The following is a 16,622-nucleotide window of genomic DNA, read 5'->3' on the forward strand; positions in this document are numbered from 1 at the left end:
AAAGCTCCAGACGCACCGCTCGCACGAATCCATTCCGCTCGACCGATATCCCCAATGAGGTTGTACGGTTCATGAACTCCCGTCAGCGCCGCGGCGTGCTACTCCTGCTCCTGTCGGTCGTCTGCGCCCTCGGCGCGTTCGCCGGCGTCCTGTCCGTCATCAGCGACGTGAAGTCCAAGGTCGGTCCGGAGGTCACGGCCTACCAGGTCAAGACCGACGTGGCGCCCTACACCCGGCTGACCACGGGGCAGTTCGAGAAGATCCGGATGCCCAAGCGCTGGCTGTCGGAGAACGCGATCACCAACCTGCGCGAGATACAGGGGAAGATCGCGGTCACCACGCTCCGGGCGGGCTCCCTGCTGCAGAGCGACATGATCGTGAACCAGCCGGCCCTGCAGCCCGGGCAGCAGGAGGTCGCCATCATGATCGACGCGGCGACCGGCGTGGCCGGCAAGATCACGCCGGGCTCCACCGTCAACGTGTACGCCACCTTCGCGGGCCAGCGGGAGGGCGATCCCGCCCAGTCCAAGATCATCGTGACGAACGCCAAGGTCCTCGACGTCGGCAAGATCAAGGCACTCGACCCGAGCGCGAGCGACAAGAACCAGCAGCAGCCCACCGACGCCGTCCCGATCACCTTCGCCCTCTCCACCCTCGACGCCCAGCGCATCACCTACGCGGAGTCGTTCGCCCAGCGGGTGCGGCTCGCGCTGGTGGCGCCCGGCAGCGACACCACGGTCCCCGACAAGGACCGGACGTACCAGCTCGCGAAGGACAAGTGAGAGGCCATGCCCACGAGGATCCTGCCGGCCGTCGGTGACGTGGACGCTGTCCGCTCCATCACGACACTGCTCAGTCAGCTGCCGGACGCCGAGCCGGTGGCCCCGGTCGTCGACTCGACACAGCTCATCGACACCCTCGCGCGGCTCGCCGCCGAGTCCGTCGACGAACTGCCCGAGGTCGTCGTCGTGCACGAGCGCATCGGCCCGGTCCCGGCGCTGGAGCTGATTCGCGAAGTCGCCCTGCGCTTCCCCGCGGTGGGAGTCATCCTCGTCACCTCGGACGCCGGCCCCGGCCTGTTCCAGGCCGCGATGGACTACGGCGCGCGCGGACTGGTCGCGCTCCCGCTGAGCTACGAGGAGCTGGCCAGCCGCGTCCAGGCCGTCGCCCAGTGGTCGGTGGGGGTACGGCGCCATCTCGGCTCCGGCGGCGACGTGTTCACCGGCGTCGGCGGCACCGTCGTCACGGTGTGCGGGGCGAAGGGCGGGGTCGGTGCGACGCTCACCTCGATCCAGCTGGCGCTGGCCGCGCAGGCGTCGGGGCGCAGCACCGCCCTGGTAGACATGGACCTCCAGGCCGGGGACGTGGCCTCGTATCTGGACGTGCAGTTCCGCCGCTCGGTGGTCGACCTGGCGGCGATCACGGACATCTCCCCGCGGGTGCTCGCCGACGCCGTCTTCCGCCACGACACCGGAGTGGCCCTGCTGCTCGCGCCCGGCGAGGGCGAACGCGGCGAAGAGGTCACCGACCGGGCCGCCCGGCAGATCGTCAGCGCACTGCGCTCCCGCTACGAGGTCGTCGTCGTCGACTGCGGCGCGCAGCTCAGCGGCGCCGGAGCCGCCGCGGTCGAGATGGCGGACACCGCCCTGCTGATCACCACGCCGGACGTGGTCGCCGTGCGCGGCGCCAAGCGGACGGTGCGGATGTGGGACCGGCTGCAGATCCGCAAGGCGGAGGAGACGACCGTGGTCGTCAACCGGCACACGCGCGGCACGGAGATCCAGCCGCCGCTGATCCAGAAGATCACCGGCACGGCGGTCGCCGCGACCGCGATCCCCGCGAACTTCAAGGAGTTGCAGGGAGCGGTGGACGCGGGCCGCGTCCATGAACTGGACAGCAAGGGCGTGGTGCGGCAGGCGCTGTGGGCGCTGGCGGGGGAGCTGGGACTGGTGAAGGTGCCGGAAGGGGCGCAGAAGGGCGGCGGGCGGTTCCGCGGGGATCGCGGGTCGGTGAGTTTCCGGCGGCGCAAGGAGTGAGGGGCATGGGGGAGCACACGCGCACGTCGCCGGGCCGGGAAGACCGGGGCCAGGTCACGATCGAGTTCCTCGGCATGACACCGCTGATCATCCTGACACTGGTGTTGATGTGGCAGTTCGTGCTGGTGGGATACACCTTCACGCTCGCTGGGAATGCTGCGGACGAAGCCGTGCACGCGGCGGCGCAGGCGTCGCCGGGCGAGCGCGAGGCCGCGTGCGAACAGCAGGGCCTGGACAAGCTGTCGAACGCCTGGAGGGGGAACGCGACCGTGCATTGCACCACCGCGAACGGCTACGTGAGGTCCGCCGTCTCCCTCGAGGTCCCCGTGCTCTTCCCGGGCTCGATCACCTTCCCGTTCACCGTGCACGGCAACGCGGGCGCGGTAGAGGAGGCGACGCGCTGAGATGTCGTACGCCGGAGAGGACCGCGAGACGCCGTACGCCGGAAAAGCCCGGGACCGCGGCCAGGTGGCCATCGAGTACCTCGGGTTCATCCCGATCCTGATCATCGTCGCGCTGGCCGCCGTGCAGCTCGGCATCATCGCCTACGTCGCCCAGCAGGCGGGCACCGCCGCCCGTGCCGGCGCGCGCAGCGCCTCGCTCCGGCAGGGGTCGGAACAGGCCTGCCGGGACGCCGTCAGCAGCTGGGTCGACGTCAGGAGCTGCCCGGCGTCGTCCTCCGGCGGCGAGGTCACCGTCACCGCCACCGTCCACATCCCCTCCGTCTTCCCCGGCTACGACGGCTTCGGGGACGCCCACAAGAAAGCCACCATGCCGCTCGACCACTGAGGTACTGCGAGGAACACGATGAGTCTGCGGGCACGTATCAACTCCCCCGAGGAGAACGGCAGCAGGGGCGAGGACGGCCACCTGGTCGCCTCGTACCGCGCCAAGCTCCTGGAGGAGATCGACCTCGCGGAGATGAGCGCGCTGGCCGCCGCCGAGCGCCGCGCCCGGCTCGAGCGGGTGCTCGGGCACATCATCAGCCGCGAGGGCCCGGTGCTGTCCACGGTCGAGCGCTCGCAGCTGATCCGCCGGGTGGTGGACGAGGCGCTGGGCCTCGGCATCCTCGAACCGCTCCTCGAGGACGCGTCGATCACGGAGATCATGGTCAACGGCCCGGACGCGATCTTCGTGGAGCGCGGCGGCCGGGTCGAACAGCTCCCGCTCCGCTTCCCCTCCCACGACCAGCTGATGCAGACCATCGAACGCATCGTCTCGACGGTCAACCGCCGTGTGGACGAGTCGAACCCGATGGTCGACGCCCGCCTGCCGTCCGGCGAGCGGGTGAACGTGATCATCCCGCCGCTGTCGCTCACCGGCGCCACCCTCACCATCCGCCGCTTCCCGCGCTCCTTCACGCTCCACGAGATGATCGGCTTCGGCTCGCTCGACGAGCACATCCTGTACCTGCTGGCGGGCCTGGTGCAGGCGAAGTTCAACGTCATCGTCTCGGGGGCGACCGGCACCGGCAAGACGACCCTGCTCAACGCCCTCTCCGGGCTGATCCCGGAGAGCGAGCGCATCATCACCATCGAGGACTCCGCCGAACTCCAGCTCCAGCAGGCCCACGTGATCCGCCTGGAGTCCCGCCCCCCGAACGTCGAGGGCAAGGGCCAGGTCACCATCCGCGACCTGGTCCGCAACTCGCTGCGCATGCGCCCGGACCGGATCGTCGTCGGTGAGGTCCGCGGCGGCGAGTCCCTCGACATGCTCCAGGCGATGTCGACCGGCCACGACGGCTCGCTGGCCACCGTGCACGCCAACAGCGCGGAGGACGCGCTGATGCGTCTGAAGACCCTGGCGTCGATGTCCGAGGTCGAGGTCCCCTTCGAGGCCCTGCACGACCAGATCAACAGCGCGATCGACGTGATCATCCAGCTCACGCGCTTCGCCGACGGCGCCCGCCGCGTCACCGAGGTCGCGCTGCTGGACAGCCACGGCGGCGAGCCGTACCGGCTGGCGACGGTGGCCCGCTTCAACGCCCGGCCGATCGCCGCCGACGGCCGCATCCACGGCGCCTTCGAACACTTCCCGCTCCCACGCCGCACCGCGGACCGCCTCTACATGGCGAGCCAGCCCGTCCCGCAGGCGTTCGGCGTGGCCCAGTCCGCGGACCAACTGGCGACAAGAGAAGCGAATTAGGATGGATCTGCAAACCCTCGTCACGCTCACCACCGGCATCACCCTGCTGACCTGCGTCCTGGCGGTCATGGGTCTGCACGCGTACGCCATGGGCAAGGCCCAGCGCCAGGAGCTGGTCGACCGGCTGTCGGCCACCGGCCAGATCCCCGCCGCCGGCAAGCGGCGCCGCTTCCGCAACCTGGACCGCAGGCTGCGCCGTACGAAAGCGGGCAAGAAGCTGGAGCTGCGGCTGGCGGCGACCGGTCTGGACATCACGCCGGGCGAGTTCTTCGTCTACATGCTGGCGACGGTGGCGGGACTGTGGCTGATCGGCCAGGCGACCCTCGCCCCCTTCTTCGGGCCGCTGGCCGGACTGCTCGGCATCTGGGCGGCGCTGCAGTTCCTCAACTGGCAGCGGCAGAAGCGGATCGAGAAGTTCATCAACCAGCTGCCGGAGCTGGCACGCATCCTGGCGAACGCCACGCACGCCGGACTGGCGCTGCGCACGGCCATCGGCATGGCCGCGGAGGAGCTGGAGGCCCCGGCGGGCGAGGAACTCGGCAAGGTGGCCAACCAGTTGGCCATCGGCGCGTCGATGGACGACGCGCTGGGCGAGCTGGCCGACCGGCTGCCCTCCCGCGAACTGGTCGTCCTGGTGACGACGCTGGTGCTGTCCAACCGCGCGGGCGGCCAGGTGGTCAGCGCCCTGCGCAACCTCACGGAGACCCTGGAGGAGCGCAAGGAGACCCGGCGCGAGGTCCGCACCCAGCTCTCCCAGGTCAACATGACGTCGTACGCCGTTCCCGTGCTGGGCGTGGGCTCGTTGTTCCTGATGAACGGCGTCAAGGACGGCGCCCTGGAACGGATGACCAGTTCCCCGCTCGGCCAGGGCGCGGTGATCATCGCCTTCTCGCTCTACGCGGTCGGCTTCGTCCTCATCCGCCGTCTGTCCCGTATCGACGTCTGAGACGTCGGAGAAGCCTGGAGGAGGGACGACCATGGGACTTCTGCTGGCACTGGTGATGGGCCTCAGCGTCTGGGGCATCTTCGCCGGCATCCGCATGTACCGCGCGGACGCGCGACTGCCCGGCGACCTCGCGCTGGCCCTGGAGGTCGGCTCCACCCGCACCGGCGCGGTCGACTCGCTCGTCGACCGCCTCGGCATGCGGTACGCGCCGGCGGTGCTGCGGCTGATGGGCCCGAGGATGGTGGCCAGGTACCGCCGCAAGATCGACCTCGCGGGCAACCCGGGAGGCCTGACCATCGACCGCTACGCGGCCCGCCGCGCGGTCTACGGCTTCCTCGGCGGCGTCGGCGGCCTGGTCTTCCTGATGAAGGGCGACTTCATCGTGGCCGTCATCCTGTTCGCGTTCGGCGCGTTCTGGACGGAGGTCGGCATCTGGGCGGCGATCCGCGTCCGCAAGGACGTCATCGAGCGCACCCTGCCCGACTTCCTGGACGTGCTCGCGGTCGTGGTCAGCGCGGGCCTCGGCTTCCGCCAGGCGCTGGACCGGGTGGCGTCGAAGTACGAGGGCCCGTGGGCCGACGAACTGCGCATCACCCTGCGCCAGATGGACCTCGGCATGAGCCGCCGCCAGGCCTTCGCCGAACTGCGCCGCCGCAACGACTCCGAGCAGGTGGCGATGTTCGTGACGGCCCTGCAGCAGGGCGAGGAGCTCGGCGCGCCGATCGTCGACACCCTCGTGTCCCTGGCGAAGGACATGCGCCGCACGGACGCGCAGAACGCCCGCCGCAAGGCCGCTCGCGCGGTCCCCAAGGCCACCATGATGATCACCACCTTCATGGTCCCGGCCACCATGCTCCTCCTCGGCGCCGGCCTGATCCTCGGCTCCGGCACCGACTTCGGCTCCCTCACGGGCAAGTAGGACGGGGTGACGGCCATGGCGACGACGAGCGAACGCACGGGCCTGCTGCGACGGCGCCCGAAGGCCCCGGAGATCACCACCCCGCCCGCGGGCACGGTCCTGCCGCCCCACGTCCGCACGGGCGCCCCCGACATCCCGGTGACGTCGGTGACACCGGCGCTGCCCCCGGGGTGGGAGCCGGCGGGGTCGAGGCTGGCGGGGGTACCGGCGCAGCCGGACCCGCGGGCGACGGCACCCACGCCGACGGCCGCCGCCGCGCCCCGGACACCCTCGGCTGCCGTCTACGGCGCCAGGCCCCCGCAGGGCTCTACCGCACCGGACGACGAAGGCGCCACGGGGCGTGCGGACGGGAACCCGAATCCGGACCTGGGCCCGGACTCGAACCCGGACCGGAACATGGGCCCGGACCGGAACCTGAACCCGGACCCGGACCGGAACCTGAACCCGGACCCGGACCCGGACCGGAACCCGGACCCGGACCCGGACCGGAACCCGGACCCGGACCGGAACCTGAACCCGGACCCGAATCTGGGCCCGGACTCGAACCCGGACCCGGTAGAAGGCCGTGCGTCGGCCGATCCCCCCGCACCCGCACGGGAGCCCGCACCCGGCGACGCGGCCATCCCCATCCAGGTCAACGCCCTCCAGGCCATGTGCCGCCAGGTCTTCGGCTTCCGCCTGGCGATGATCGCCCTGGCCGCCCCCGCCGCGCTCCTCAACGCCGCACCGGGCATGGCCACCCGCCTGGTGGGCGCGGCGGTCGTCGTCACCTTCATGGGGTCCTACGTCCTCTTCCGGGACTGGGAACGCTTCGGCCCCCTCCTCCTGCGCCACCCCACCCTCCTGGCGGTGGACACCCTCTTCGGCTCCCTGCTCCTCATCTCCGCGGGCCCGGACACCACCCTGGCCTACGTCAGCGTCTGCACCCCGCTCCTGGCCGGCATCGTCTACGGCTGGCGCGGCGCGGCGGTGTTCGCCTCGCTGCAGTCCGTGATCCTCGTCCTGGTCCTCGCGGCCGCGAAGGACCTGCACGCGGCCCCCGCGCAGTCCCTGCTGCTGCCCGGCCTCTGCGTGATCGCGGGCGCGGTCGGCTCGACGCTGCGCAACCTCATGCTCCGCTTCGGCGCCGCGACCCAGGCCCTGACCACCGTCCAGGCCCGCCTCGCGGTCACCGAGGCGGTCAGCGCCGAACGGGCGCGCCTCGCCCGGGAGATGCACGACTCGGTGGCCAAGACCCTGCACGGCGTGGCGCTCGCCGCGGACGGCCTCGCGGGATCGGCCGGCGCACCCCGCATGGACGCGAAACTGGTCAGGCAGCAAGCCGAACTGGTCGCCCGGTCGGCCCGCAGGGCGGCGGCCGAGTCCCGCGAGCTCCTCGCCGACCTGCGCCGCGAGTCGGACCCGGAACACGCCACGGACGTACTCGTCGAACTGGCCGCCCGCACCCGGGACTTCAGCACACGTACCCGCCTGCCGGCGGTCTACCGCCCGACCGGCGAGCACGCCGTCCCGCCGGTACCGCCGGCCGTCGCCCGCCAGTTGCTGACCATCGCCTCGGAGGCGATGGAGAACGCCCACCGCCACGCGGGCCCGACCCGCGTCGACGTCAGCGCCGGCGTCCACGGCGACCTGCTGCGCATCAGCGTCTACGACGACGGCCGCGGCCTGCCCTCCGGCACCAGCCTCGAACAACTCCGCCGCACGGGCCACTTCGGCCTGGTCGGCATGGTCGAGCGGGCCGCGTCGGTCGGCGCCCGCATCCGCATCGGCCGCGGCGGCCACCCCAAGGGCACGGAGGTCCGCCTGGAGCTCCCGCTCGCGGCCCTGACGGCGGCGCCGTCACCCTCACCCGCATGAGCACGCCGTACCCGTCCCCCCACGAACCCTTTCAGGAGAGAGGAGGCCACCTCCCCATGCCGGACCCGACGCGTTCCCATCCCGGCTCCCAGGAGCCCCCGCCCAAGAGCCCGTTCGAGGCGTTCCCCCCACCCGCACCGCTCAAGGTCGTGGTGGCGGACGACAACCCGGTGGTCCGCGCCGGCCTCACGGCCCTCCTCTCCGGCCGGTCGGACATCACGGTCGCGGCGGAGGCGGCGGACGGCCGCGAGGCCTACGAGGCCGCACTCCGGCACCGGCCCGACGTCATCCTCCTGGACGTCCGCATGCCGGGCGTGGACGGCATCTCGGCACTCCCGTACCTCGTACGGATCGCGCCGGTCGTGATGCTCACGTACAGCAGGGAGTCGGAGATCGTCCAGGAGGCCCTGCGCCGAGGCGCCGGCGGCTACCTGGTGCACGGCGAGTTCACGGCCGACCAACTGGTCACGGCGGTGCGGGACATCACGGACGGCAGGGCCCACTTCACCCCGACGGCGGCGGGAGCGCTGCTGGCGCAACTCCGCCAGGGTCAGGGCCAGGACCCCGCCGGAGGCGTGCCACTCCCCGAGGGGCTGGGGCAGGCGGATGCGACTGCATACGGAAATTCATCGACGATCGCTCCGTATCCGCCCACTGAATTAGTGTCTCCACCAGCGCACTTGGACACCCATCGGTACTCCGGCCCTGGTATTTCTGCGGAAAACCTTTCGCAATTGCAACCGGATGTGGGACAGTCGTCGTCTGGATGGTCGGGTGGCCGCCCGGCCGCTCCGGACAGGTCACGGTTCCAACTGAGCGCGAGGGAGGCGGAGATCATGGACCACATCGCGTCCGGGATGAACAACCAGCAGATCGCCGCCACCTGCTTCATCAGCGAGAAGACCGTCAAGAACCACATCAACCGCATCTTCGCCAAACTCCACAGCACCAGCCGCTCGGAGGCGGCCGCCAAGTGGCTCGGCACGGCGCCCGGTTCGGGCCGAGGGGTCGGGTGAGCCGCGATGAGGTTACGGGGGATCACGAAGCGGGGCCCGCGGGCCCACGCCGCCGCCACGCAGCCCCAGAGCAGCGCCTGGGCCTCCCTTTGGGCCCTTGATTGGGCCCTGGGACCCTCCGAAGGGCGGGGTGTCCCGCCGTACCTTCCTCGTGTCGAAAGCGGCACCGGCAAGGAGGAAGCCGGTCACGCGAAAGGCGCCAAGACGCAGCAGCCGGCCGGCCGACGGCCGTCCGAACCCGGAGGGGAACACCATGAGCGACCTGATGCTGAAGACCGCCGTCGCGACTCAGGTGCGTGTGAACAACTGGAAGAACACGACGGTCGAGGCGATTCGGCGCCGCGCCGGCGACAAGGGGCAGACCGCGGTCGAGTACCTGGGCATCATCGCGGTCGTCGTGGCGATCGTTCTGGCCATCACGGGCACGGATGTCGGCAAGACGATCCTCGACAAGATCAAGGCGCAGATCGCCAAGGTCGCTCCTTGATGCGATCTCGCCGGTACGGCGATGCAGGGCAGGCCTTCCCCATCTACATCACGGTGGTGGGGGGCCTGCTCTTTCTTGCGTTCGCCTACTTCGCGGTCGGCCAGGCCGCGGTGAATCGGAACGGTGCCCAGACGGCCGCCGACGCGGCGGCACTTGCGGCGGCTCAGGAGACCAGGGACGACCTTGCCGGTTTGTGGGTGCAGAACGTACTCGACCCGACCAAGTGGCAAGGAATCTTCGACGGGAACGGCGCAGTGGGCAACGGCTGCGGGCGCGCGACGCAGCTCGCATCGCGGAACGACGCCCGTGCGGAGGCTTGTGACCGGACGGGACTTCTGCGCTACGAAGTCCGTGTCCGGACGAACAAGCCTGTCGGAGAATCCCTCGTACCCGGCACGGAGAACCACTACGCGCATGCGCATGCCACGGCGGTGATCGAGCCGCTGTGCACGTTCGAGCCCCCGGCGGCGGACGCCGCTGGCGACGTGCTGCCGCGACTCTCCTGCAAGGGCAGGAACTGGGACCTGGACCCCAAGCACCTCACGGATCTGCCCGGACCCGAAGACCTCTTCGACGTCCATCTGGCCGACTGACAGGCGAACGACGAGTGGAGAAGGAAACAGAGTCATGAGCATTCGGTTCACTACGAAGGCCCGTAGGGGAATGGTCGCGTTGACCGTTGCGGCCGGTCTGGCCCTCGGCGTGGCCGGTTGTGGTGGTGGAGGAGACGGCAAGAAGCCGGAGGCATCGGCCTCCGCCTCCCAAGGCGGTGGATCCAATCCGAGTGCTCAGGAAGGACAGTCGGAACAGCCCTTGGCCGAGCTGCACGGCCCCGACGGCCTCAGCTTGAAGATCACGTCGGCCAAACGGGACTCCGGTGGATTCCTCACCGTCAACGGTGAGCTCAAGAACGACGGAAGTGAGACGGCTGTCCTCTCTTCCCAACTGACCGGCAACGAGACCGAGATCATGAAGAACGGCCAGTCCTTCGGCGGCGCCACCCTTGTGGACACGAAGGGGAAGAAGCGCTACTACGTGCTCCGGGACACGGACGGGCGTCCGCTGACCACGACCGGCGTCCAGGATGTGAAGGCGGGCGGCACCGTGTCCGTCTTCATGCAGTTCCCCGCGCCTCCGGCGAGCACGACCGAGGTCGACTTCCAGCTGCCGACGTTCTCGACCGCCAGCATCAAGATCTCTGCGTGAGGCCGGCCATGACGCGTACCCACACCCGAGCGACTTCGCCTCGCCTCGCCCTGGTCCTCACCGCCGCCTCCCTCATGGTCGCCACGAACCTCTACGGCGCGGTGGCGGCTCACGCCGACGACAGCCCGAGCGCCCCTCCCGGCACCGAGGCGTCTGCCTCCGCGCCTGTCAAGGTCGACCCCAACGACCCAGACCTCAAGCTTCCCGAAGGCGCCACCCTCGCCGCCCCCAAAGTCCTCGACATCAAGTCGGTCGTGGAGGACCAGAGCGGTGACGAGCGCCGTGAGGACACCAACACCGACGTCACGTTCGCTCTCCAGGCCGAGGTGCTGTTCGGCAAGGACAGCGCGAAGCTGGGCGGCGAGGCGAAGTCCCGCATCGCCACGATCGCCGACGAGATCCGGAGCCAGAAGGCGACGAAGGTCCGCGTCTTCGGCTTCACCGACAACCTCGGTTCCTCCGCGCACGGCGACGTCCTCTCCAGGCAGCGCGCCAACGCCGTCCAGGACGTCCTGGACCAGCAGCTCAACGACCCGAACATCACCTTCGAGGTACGTGGCTACGGCGAGCAGTACCCCATCGCGGACAACTCCACGGAGGCGGGCCGCAAGAAGAACCGACGCGTGGAGGTCACGTTCCCGCGCGGTGAGAGCGCCAACTGACGGGGGCCGCATCGCAGCACACGGAACCGAACCGGGGTCCGCCCGCGCCGTCTCAAGCGAGAGGACCCCGGGTGTCGCGTCCGTCAGCCGTCGCCCTCGTGTCCTTCAACAGCGTCGGCGGGCTGATCCGGAGCCTGACGCTCGATGACGAACGACCCCTTGCCGACAACCGTGCGCACGTAGCCCAACTCGGCCAGCAGGACCAGTGTTTTACGGGCGGTCCCGCGCGCAAGCCCGAATTCCTGCATCAATCGGTCGACACCGGGTAGAGCGCGGCCCAGCGGGTACACGCCGCTGTCGATCCGAGAGATCAGGACCGCGGCCAGCTGCAGATATAGCGGGTCTGCCGCCTCCGGGTCCAGTTCATCGTCGGGGCCGTAGCCCTCTGGAATGTCCACCATGGCTTGACCGTAGGTGGACAGGGAAAGGGACACTCATTCGTGTCATGCCATGGCAGGGCATGACCAGGTTGAGTTACGCTGCTGATTCAGGAAGACCCCCGCGACGGGTGGAGCCGTCCGGGGGCATGGCCACCAGCTACTCAGGAGCTGAAGACAGTGAGCATTATCCATGCCGCCGCCCGCTGGATCCTGGGCGTCTTCGCGCCCGGCACCGGCACCCGCCGAGCGGGCACACGCCCAACCGGTCCGGCCCCGGCCCGTACCGGGGAAACGCTCGGTCCCACAGCCGTACCGCTTCCCGCCCACCGCTCCCCGTATGGGCTCCCCGTGCTGCTCGACGGCCGAGACGCTGCCCTGGTCCGCCCGTATGTGATCGCGACCGAGCGCGAGAACGCCCGGCTTCGGCGCCGCATCGGGCTCGTCCTGGCGGCGGATTTCGGTATCGGCCTCGACCACCACCTGATCACCGCCGGAGGCGTGGCGTGACGGGGAGAAGCGAGCGGTCCGAGAGTTCGCGCGGGGCCGAGGCGGACGCGAGGCCTGAGCCCGCGCCCGCCGCCGCGCGGCAGGCGCGAACGCGCCCGCCAGTACGGATGTGCGTGCGCTGCCACGTGACCACCGTGACGCCGGTCGTGGTGTGTGTGGTGCACCAGAACTCGGGACCGGGCTTCACCGTCTACGCCTGCCGGGCATGCGCCCCGCACTTCCCGCCACCGGACCCACCGGACCCACCGGACGCGCCCGCCGGGTTCGGAGGCGAGCAATGAACCGTCCGGCGCAGACCTGACCGGGCCCCGTCCCGGATTGGGCACCGATTTGGGCCCGCGGGCCCATGCCGCCCGGCCGTCCGCTCCCTACGGTCGGTCCGTGTCGTGAACCACCGGCGGGGGAACCGGGCAGGGTCACCGCGTATCCGGTGAACGCCCCCCTCCGTCAGGTCAGTCGAGGAGGGGGCGGTCATGGCGTCGATCGGGGGAGTGCCGGGGTCCGGGGCCGTGTGGCCGACGGGGCACGGCAGGCGCCGGAACATGCCCACACCGCTCTCCTCCGCCCTTGTCCTCACCCACGTCCTGTTCGGCATGACGATCGTCGGCGGTCTCGGGCTGCTGTTGACGGCGGTGTCGGCCGACGCCCTCGACGGCGGTGTGCTCGCGCTCCTCGCCTACGCGGCAGCCCCCGGCACCCTGGGCTGGTGGCTGGCCCGGCGGAGCTGGGAGGGCGGGAGAGCGGTCCGGCGCGGCCTGATCGCCGTACAGGTGTGGCTGATCCTGAGCGGCGCGGCCAACCTCTCCGCCGGATCGGCGCGCGGCGGGACCCAGCTCGTCCTGCCGGTCCTGATCCTCTGCTTCCTGCTCCGCCCGGAGAGCCGCCGCTGGTACGAGACCCCCGAACTGGACCGCGCCGAGCGCCGCCCCTTCTCCCTGGCCCGCATGATCCGCTGGCGCCGGGACGAGGGACAGACCGCGATCGAGTACGCGGGTCTCGTCGCCATCGTCGCCGCGATCGTCACGGCACTGCTGGTCAGCGGGCTCGGTACGCAGATCTACGGCGGTATCCAGGCTCAGGTCTGCAAGGTCACCGGCATGGCCTGCCCGGCCCCTTCGGGCGGCGGCACGGACGTCACGGCGGGGGACGGGAACGGCAGGAACGACGCCGGAGCCACCGGCGGCGCTACGGGCGGTACCGGCACCACCGGCGGGAACGGCACGAGCGGCAACCCGGGCCAGAAGGCCGACGCCCCCGGAGCCCGGAAGCCGGACGGCAATCAGGACGGCAGGAAACCGGACGCCAGGAAACCGGACGGCAAACAGGACGGCAAGAAGGACGACGGCTGCTTCTCCGGCTTCGGCGCCTTCTTCGGCTGTGCCGGCAACCAGCTCAAGCAGGTCGGCCAGGGCCTCTTCGTCGACGGCGTCTGGGGCGACCTGACCGGGATCTACGGCATGGTCCGCCACCCCCTCGACACGCTGAAGGGCCTCGGGGACTACGGCAAGCAGCTCGGCCACGACTGGGTGCGGAACTCCAAGGACGCCGCCGGCAAGTGGGCCAAGGGCGACTACCTCGGCGCCCTCGGGGACTGGGGCGGCGCGTCGCTGAAGACGGGCGGCACGGTCCTCTACGACATGTTCATCGGCAAGGACGTCGCCGACCAGTGGAACAGCGGCAACAAGACGCGTGCCGTCACGACCGTCATCTGGAACGTCGGTTCGCTCTTCATCCCGGGTTACGACGTCGGGAAGGTCGTCGAGAAGGTCGGCGTACTCGGCAAGCTCGGCAAACTGGGCAAGCTCGCGGAGAAGGCGGGCAAGGCGGCGGAGGACGCCAAGAAGGCGGCCAAGGCCGGTGACGTCGCGGGCGCGGAGAAGGCGGCCAAGGAGGCCGACGACGCCGCGGAGGAGGCGGAGAAGAAGGCGCGGCAGTCCGGCTGCACGATCTCCGCGCCCAGCCGCCGCGTCCCCTACGACGGCACGGCTCCCGCCGACAGCAGCAACGCCGACGGCAGCACCGGCTACGGCGACACCGCCACCCCCGGCACCGGCTCCCCGGGCACCGGCACCACCGTCCTGGCCGCCGGCGGCTCCCCGTACGTCGTCCTCGCCGAGGACGGCTGCGACGAGGACGCCAAGAAGGAGGCCGAGGAGGCCCGCAAGCAGGCCGACGAGGCCGATGGCGCGGCAGGCCGTATGACGAAGGAAGAGGTCGAGGCCGCCAGGAAGCCGACAGTCCAGCAGGGCGACCCGAAGAAGTTCAAGGACCACTTCCTGCGCCACAAGAAGCTGGTCGAGGATGCGCTGGGCACGAAGTACAAAAAGCTCAAGGAAGACGGACCGCGGTTCCTGGAGGACATCGAGGCCAACATCAAGAACGGTACGTTCAAGCTCGTCGGCAAGGGCACGCTGAAGAAGGGCGAGCCGGAGGGGCTCATCTACCGTGGCAAAGGCGTGACCATCGTGCTGCGTGAGAACGGCGAGTTCTGGACCGCACTGAAGTCGGGCGAAGGACTGGACACTTCGATTGAAATCACCAAGAAGGCCGAGTGACCCGTGATCCAACCGGACCGAGGAGAAGGACAGGAGCAGGCAGTGACCACGTGGAACCACGTCGAGGACATCCTGCGCCGGCGTCACGTCACGGACGTCCTCGTACCCGGTCTCCTCGACCGGGACGAGGTGCCGGTACCCGTGTTCCGGCCGCAGCCGCTCGTCGTGCACGTGGTGCTCGACGAGGGGGTGCTGCGGCTCGAGTCGGTCGGGCAGTACGACCAGTTGGCGGTACGGGTGGTGGAGTCCGTGTCGCTCGGCGGGGTGGAGTTCTTCGAGAGTGCGCAGGAGGAGACGGACGACGAGGTCGCCCATGCCTCCTGGGGCGAACAGCTCTTCGGGGACGGGTGGTCGAAGCTGCGCTGCACCGCCGTCCGCCCGTACACGGACGGCGGGTCCCGTCCCGTGGATGGGACCCTGAAGTGTCTCGCGCTCGAACTCGAGTCCCGCTACTGGCTGTTCTTCGACCCGACCTGGGCCTTCGGCATCAGGATCGGCAACGCCGAGGACATGCGGCGCTGGGAGCGGGAGCGGCGGTGACGGCGCGGTGGCGTCCCCGGCTCAGGCCCCGTCCGTCACCTCCACCCGCGCGCCCGGCCCGAGCCCCCAGCCGGCCATGGCCCCCGCCTCCGCCTCCAGTACGTGCCGGGAGCGGAGCCGCGGCAGGCCGAGCCGCCAGGGCTTCATCGTGTGCACGGCGATGACGTTGAGGTCGCGGTCGAGGTAGGCCACGTCGATGGGGATGCGCATACGGAGGGTGTGGATGCTGCCCGCGGGGGAGAGCAGGATCGCCCCGTCCACCGAGTCCCGGCCCAGCAGCCCCTTCGTGCGGGCCCGGTAGGACGTGGCGATCTCCAGCGGCACCGACCGCGTGCCGGGCCCGCCGTCACCGCGCACCACCAGCGTGCCCCGCCCGTCCCGCCAGCGCCGCCCCATGCCGAGGCCCCCTCCCGTGTCCGCCACCTGTGCACCCGCAGAAGGGAGCACCGCGAGATCCGAACGTATCCGCAGGGCCCTGGGCCCCGCATGGGCCCACGGACCCATGCGGGGCCCGCCCCCACCGCCGTAGGGTCCCGCCGCGGGCGTACTCCTGATCGTCGTGGCCGCTTGCTGGGGGGCGGGGTCGGGCCTCCTGCTGCCCCGTGCGGCGCACCGTCTCTCCGTCGAGCCGGGTGAGCCCTGGCGGGCGAGCTGCCCCGCCGGCCACCCGATCACGGGCGCCTGCGGCGGCTGGCCGGGCCGGGCCGGCGGCGCGGGCGCCACCCGCCCGCGCCGGATACGGTGAACGGCGACCGCTGCGGACGGATCAGGACGAGGTGGGCGATGGCGAAGATCGTGCTGATGATGGGCATGTCCCTCGACGGGTACATCGAGGGCCCCGGCCACGACATCAGCTGGCACAGCGTCGACGAGGAGCTGAGCCGGCACATGAACGACGTCATCGGGCGCTACGGCGCCCTGCTGAGCGGCCGGCGCGTCCACGAGCTGATGGCCGCCCACTGGCCCACCGCGGACGCCGCGCCGGACGTCTCCGCCACCACCGCCGAGTTCGCCCGGATCTGGCGGGACATGCCGAAGGTCGTGTACTCGCGCACCCTGGAGCGGGCCGAGTGGAACGCGACCGTGGTGCGGGACGTCGTCCCCGAGGAGGTCAGGGCGCTCAAGCAGCGGTTCGACGGGGATCTCGGGCTCGGCGGGACCGAGGTGGCCGGGGAGTTCCTGCGGCTCGGACTCGTCGACGAGTACCGGATCTACGTCCACCCCGCCCTCGTCGGAGGCGGCACACGGCTGTTCCCCGAGGGCGACATCGCCGCGTCCCTGCGGCTCGTGGAGAACCGGGTGTTCGGCAACGGCGTCGTGCTGCTGCGGTACGTGCCGGACGGGGGCCGGGCCGCGTAAAGAAGTT

At 70.7% G+C, this 16,622-nt stretch carries 19 protein-coding genes and 1 pseudogene; 18 read left to right on the forward strand and 2 right to left on the reverse strand.

Features of this window, described 5'->3' with window-relative positions:
• Positions 1-71: 71 nt before the first annotated feature.
• From cpaB to ACJ9NR_RS25245, 13 genes are all read left to right on the forward strand, one after another.
• Entirely contained in the window at positions 72-782 is a 711-nt protein-coding gene (gene cpaB / locus ACJ9NR_RS25185) for a Flp pilus assembly protein CpaB (protein WP_412493194.1), read from the forward strand.
• A 6-nt stretch (positions 783-788) separates the two neighbouring features.
• Positions 789-2,036 carry a CpaE/TadZ family protein gene (locus ACJ9NR_RS25190; RefSeq protein ID WP_412493195.1) on the forward strand — a complete coding sequence of 416 codons (1,248 nt, stop codon included), beginning with the start codon at positions 789-791 and terminating at the stop codon, positions 2,034-2,036.
• Between the two features lie 5 nt (positions 2,037-2,041).
• Positions 2,042-2,440, forward strand: coding sequence for a pilus assembly protein (locus ACJ9NR_RS25195; RefSeq protein ID WP_412493196.1), 399 nt, complete (start codon positions 2,042-2,044; stop codon positions 2,438-2,440).
• 1 nt (position 2,441) lies between these two features.
• Positions 2,442-2,825, forward strand: a complete 384-nt coding sequence (locus ACJ9NR_RS25200) for a TadE/TadG family type IV pilus assembly protein (protein WP_412493197.1) — start codon at positions 2,442-2,444, stop codon at positions 2,823-2,825.
• 18 nt (positions 2,826-2,843) lie between these two features.
• Positions 2,844-4,181, forward strand: coding sequence for a TadA family conjugal transfer-associated ATPase (locus ACJ9NR_RS25205; RefSeq protein WP_412493198.1), 1,338 nt, complete (start codon positions 2,844-2,846; stop codon positions 4,179-4,181).
• A 1-nt stretch (position 4,182) separates the two neighbouring features.
• A complete protein-coding gene (locus tag ACJ9NR_RS25210) occupies positions 4,183-5,127 on the forward strand; it encodes a type II secretion system F family protein (protein ID WP_412493199.1) in 945 nt (314 codons plus the stop codon).
• Positions 5,128-5,158: 31 nt separating this feature from the next.
• Positions 5,159-6,046: a DUF5936 domain-containing protein gene (locus ACJ9NR_RS25215; protein ID WP_412493200.1), complete on the forward strand. Its 888-nt coding sequence runs from the start codon at positions 5,159-5,161 to the stop codon at positions 6,044-6,046.
• A 396-nt stretch (positions 6,047-6,442) separates the two neighbouring features.
• The gene (locus ACJ9NR_RS25220) at positions 6,443-7,903 is read left to right on the forward strand and encodes a sensor histidine kinase (RefSeq protein WP_412493518.1); all 1,461 of its coding nucleotides are present in this window, start codon (positions 6,443-6,445) and stop codon (positions 7,901-7,903) included.
• Positions 7,904-7,959: 56 nt separating this feature from the next.
• The gene (locus tag ACJ9NR_RS25225; protein ID WP_412493201.1) at positions 7,960-8,919 is read left to right on the forward strand and encodes a response regulator; all 960 of its coding nucleotides are present in this window, start codon (positions 7,960-7,962) and stop codon (positions 8,917-8,919) included.
• Between the two features lie 253 nt (positions 8,920-9,172).
• Complete coding sequence (locus ACJ9NR_RS25230; RefSeq protein ID WP_412493202.1) at positions 9,173-9,406, forward strand: hypothetical protein; 234 nt, start codon at positions 9,173-9,175, stop codon at positions 9,404-9,406.
• Positions 9,406-9,999 carry a pilus assembly protein TadG-related protein gene (locus ACJ9NR_RS25235; protein WP_412493519.1) on the forward strand — a complete coding sequence of 198 codons (594 nt, stop codon included), beginning with the start codon at positions 9,406-9,408 and terminating at the stop codon, positions 9,997-9,999. Before ACJ9NR_RS25230 ends, ACJ9NR_RS25235 begins: the two co-directional genes overlap by 1 nt.
• A 34-nt stretch (positions 10,000-10,033) precedes the next feature.
• Positions 10,034-10,612, forward strand: a complete 579-nt coding sequence (locus ACJ9NR_RS25240; RefSeq protein ID WP_412493203.1) for a hypothetical protein — start codon at positions 10,034-10,036, stop codon at positions 10,610-10,612.
• 8 nt (positions 10,613-10,620) lie between these two features.
• Positions 10,621-11,274 carry an OmpA family protein gene (locus ACJ9NR_RS25245; protein ID WP_412493204.1) on the forward strand — a complete coding sequence of 218 codons (654 nt, stop codon included), beginning with the start codon at positions 10,621-10,623 and terminating at the stop codon, positions 11,272-11,274.
• 83 nt (positions 11,275-11,357) lie between these two features.
• On the opposite strand, the gene ACJ9NR_RS25250 is transcribed toward ACJ9NR_RS25245, so the two are convergent.
• Positions 11,358-11,675, reverse strand: coding sequence for a GntR family transcriptional regulator (locus ACJ9NR_RS25250; RefSeq protein WP_412493205.1), 318 nt, complete (start codon positions 11,673-11,675; stop codon positions 11,358-11,360).
• Between the two features lie 156 nt (positions 11,676-11,831).
• Here ACJ9NR_RS25250 and ACJ9NR_RS25255 point away from each other — a divergent pair, with 156 nt between their 5' ends.
• The 3 genes from ACJ9NR_RS25255 to ACJ9NR_RS25265 all read left to right on the forward strand — a co-directional run bounded on the left by ACJ9NR_RS25255 (position 11,832) and on the right by ACJ9NR_RS25265 (position 15,256).
• Complete coding sequence (locus ACJ9NR_RS25255; protein WP_412493206.1) at positions 11,832-12,161, forward strand: hypothetical protein; 330 nt, start codon at positions 11,832-11,834, stop codon at positions 12,159-12,161.
• Positions 12,162-12,703: 542 nt separating this feature from the next.
• Positions 12,704-14,716 (forward strand): Flp family type IVb pilin, encoded by a 2,013-nt coding sequence (locus ACJ9NR_RS25260; RefSeq protein ID WP_412493207.1) that lies wholly within the window; start codon positions 12,704-12,706, stop codon positions 14,714-14,716.
• Positions 14,717-14,758: 42 nt separating this feature from the next.
• Complete coding sequence (locus tag ACJ9NR_RS25265; protein ID WP_412493208.1) at positions 14,759-15,256, forward strand: hypothetical protein; 498 nt, start codon at positions 14,759-14,761, stop codon at positions 15,254-15,256.
• Positions 15,257-15,277: 21 nt separating this feature from the next.
• Here the strand turns inward: ACJ9NR_RS25265 and ACJ9NR_RS25270 are convergent, their stop codons facing one another.
• A complete protein-coding gene (locus ACJ9NR_RS25270) occupies positions 15,278-15,652 on the reverse strand; it encodes a DUF192 domain-containing protein (RefSeq protein WP_412493520.1) in 375 nt (124 codons plus the stop codon).
• A 154-nt stretch (positions 15,653-15,806) separates the two neighbouring features.
• Between ACJ9NR_RS25270 and ACJ9NR_RS25275 the strand changes: the two are divergent.
• Together ACJ9NR_RS25275 and ACJ9NR_RS25280 are read left to right on the forward strand one after the other, a co-directional pair.
• Positions 15,807-15,962, forward strand: a pseudogene (locus ACJ9NR_RS25275) (prepilin peptidase); the annotation flags it as partial.
• 77 nt (positions 15,963-16,039) lie between these two features.
• Positions 16,040-16,615 carry a dihydrofolate reductase family protein gene (locus tag ACJ9NR_RS25280; protein ID WP_412493209.1) on the forward strand — a complete coding sequence of 192 codons (576 nt, stop codon included), beginning with the start codon at positions 16,040-16,042 and terminating at the stop codon, positions 16,613-16,615.
• Positions 16,616-16,622 lie beyond the last annotated feature (7 nt).

Origin of the sequence: Streptomyces sediminimaris, assembly GCF_047049295.1 — a bacterium.
In the GTDB taxonomy this organism is placed as follows: Bacteria; Actinomycetota; Actinomycetes; order Streptomycetales; family Streptomycetaceae; genus Streptomyces; species Streptomyces sediminimaris.

Coding starts and splice junctions, on each gene's coding strand:
- cpaB (WP_412493194.1), top strand. CDS start 72: ATGAACTCCCGTCAGCGCCGCGGCGTGCTACTCCTGCTCCTGTCGGTC.
- ACJ9NR_RS25190 (WP_412493195.1), top strand. CDS start 789: ATGCCCACGAGGATCCTGCCGGCCGTCGGTGACGTGGACGCTGTCCGC.
- ACJ9NR_RS25195 (WP_412493196.1), top strand. CDS start 2,042: ATGGGGGAGCACACGCGCACGTCGCCGGGCCGGGAAGACCGGGGCCAG.
- ACJ9NR_RS25200 (WP_412493197.1), top strand. CDS start 2,442: ATGTCGTACGCCGGAGAGGACCGCGAGACGCCGTACGCCGGAAAAGCC.
- ACJ9NR_RS25205 (WP_412493198.1), top strand. CDS start 2,844: ATGAGTCTGCGGGCACGTATCAACTCCCCCGAGGAGAACGGCAGCAGG.
- ACJ9NR_RS25210 (WP_412493199.1), top strand. CDS start 4,183: ATGGATCTGCAAACCCTCGTCACGCTCACCACCGGCATCACCCTGCTG.
- ACJ9NR_RS25215 (WP_412493200.1), top strand. CDS start 5,159: ATGGGACTTCTGCTGGCACTGGTGATGGGCCTCAGCGTCTGGGGCATC.
- ACJ9NR_RS25220 (WP_412493518.1), top strand. CDS start 6,443: ATGGGCCCGGACCGGAACCTGAACCCGGACCCGGACCGGAACCTGAAC.
- ACJ9NR_RS25225 (WP_412493201.1), top strand. CDS start 7,960: ATGCCGGACCCGACGCGTTCCCATCCCGGCTCCCAGGAGCCCCCGCCC.
- ACJ9NR_RS25230 (WP_412493202.1), top strand. CDS start 9,173: ATGAGCGACCTGATGCTGAAGACCGCCGTCGCGACTCAGGTGCGTGTG.
- ACJ9NR_RS25235 (WP_412493519.1), top strand. CDS start 9,406: ATGCGATCTCGCCGGTACGGCGATGCAGGGCAGGCCTTCCCCATCTAC.
- ACJ9NR_RS25240 (WP_412493203.1), top strand. CDS start 10,034: ATGAGCATTCGGTTCACTACGAAGGCCCGTAGGGGAATGGTCGCGTTG.
- ACJ9NR_RS25245 (WP_412493204.1), top strand. CDS start 10,621: ATGACGCGTACCCACACCCGAGCGACTTCGCCTCGCCTCGCCCTGGTC.
- ACJ9NR_RS25250 (WP_412493205.1), bottom strand. CDS start 11,675: ATGGTGGACATTCCAGAGGGCTACGGCCCCGACGATGAACTGGACCCG.
- ACJ9NR_RS25260 (WP_412493207.1), top strand. CDS start 12,704: ATGCCCACACCGCTCTCCTCCGCCCTTGTCCTCACCCACGTCCTGTTC.
- ACJ9NR_RS25270 (WP_412493520.1), bottom strand. CDS start 15,652: ATGGGGCGGCGCTGGCGGGACGGGCGGGGCACGCTGGTGGTGCGCGGT.
- ACJ9NR_RS25280 (WP_412493209.1), top strand. CDS start 16,040: ATGGCGAAGATCGTGCTGATGATGGGCATGTCCCTCGACGGGTACATC.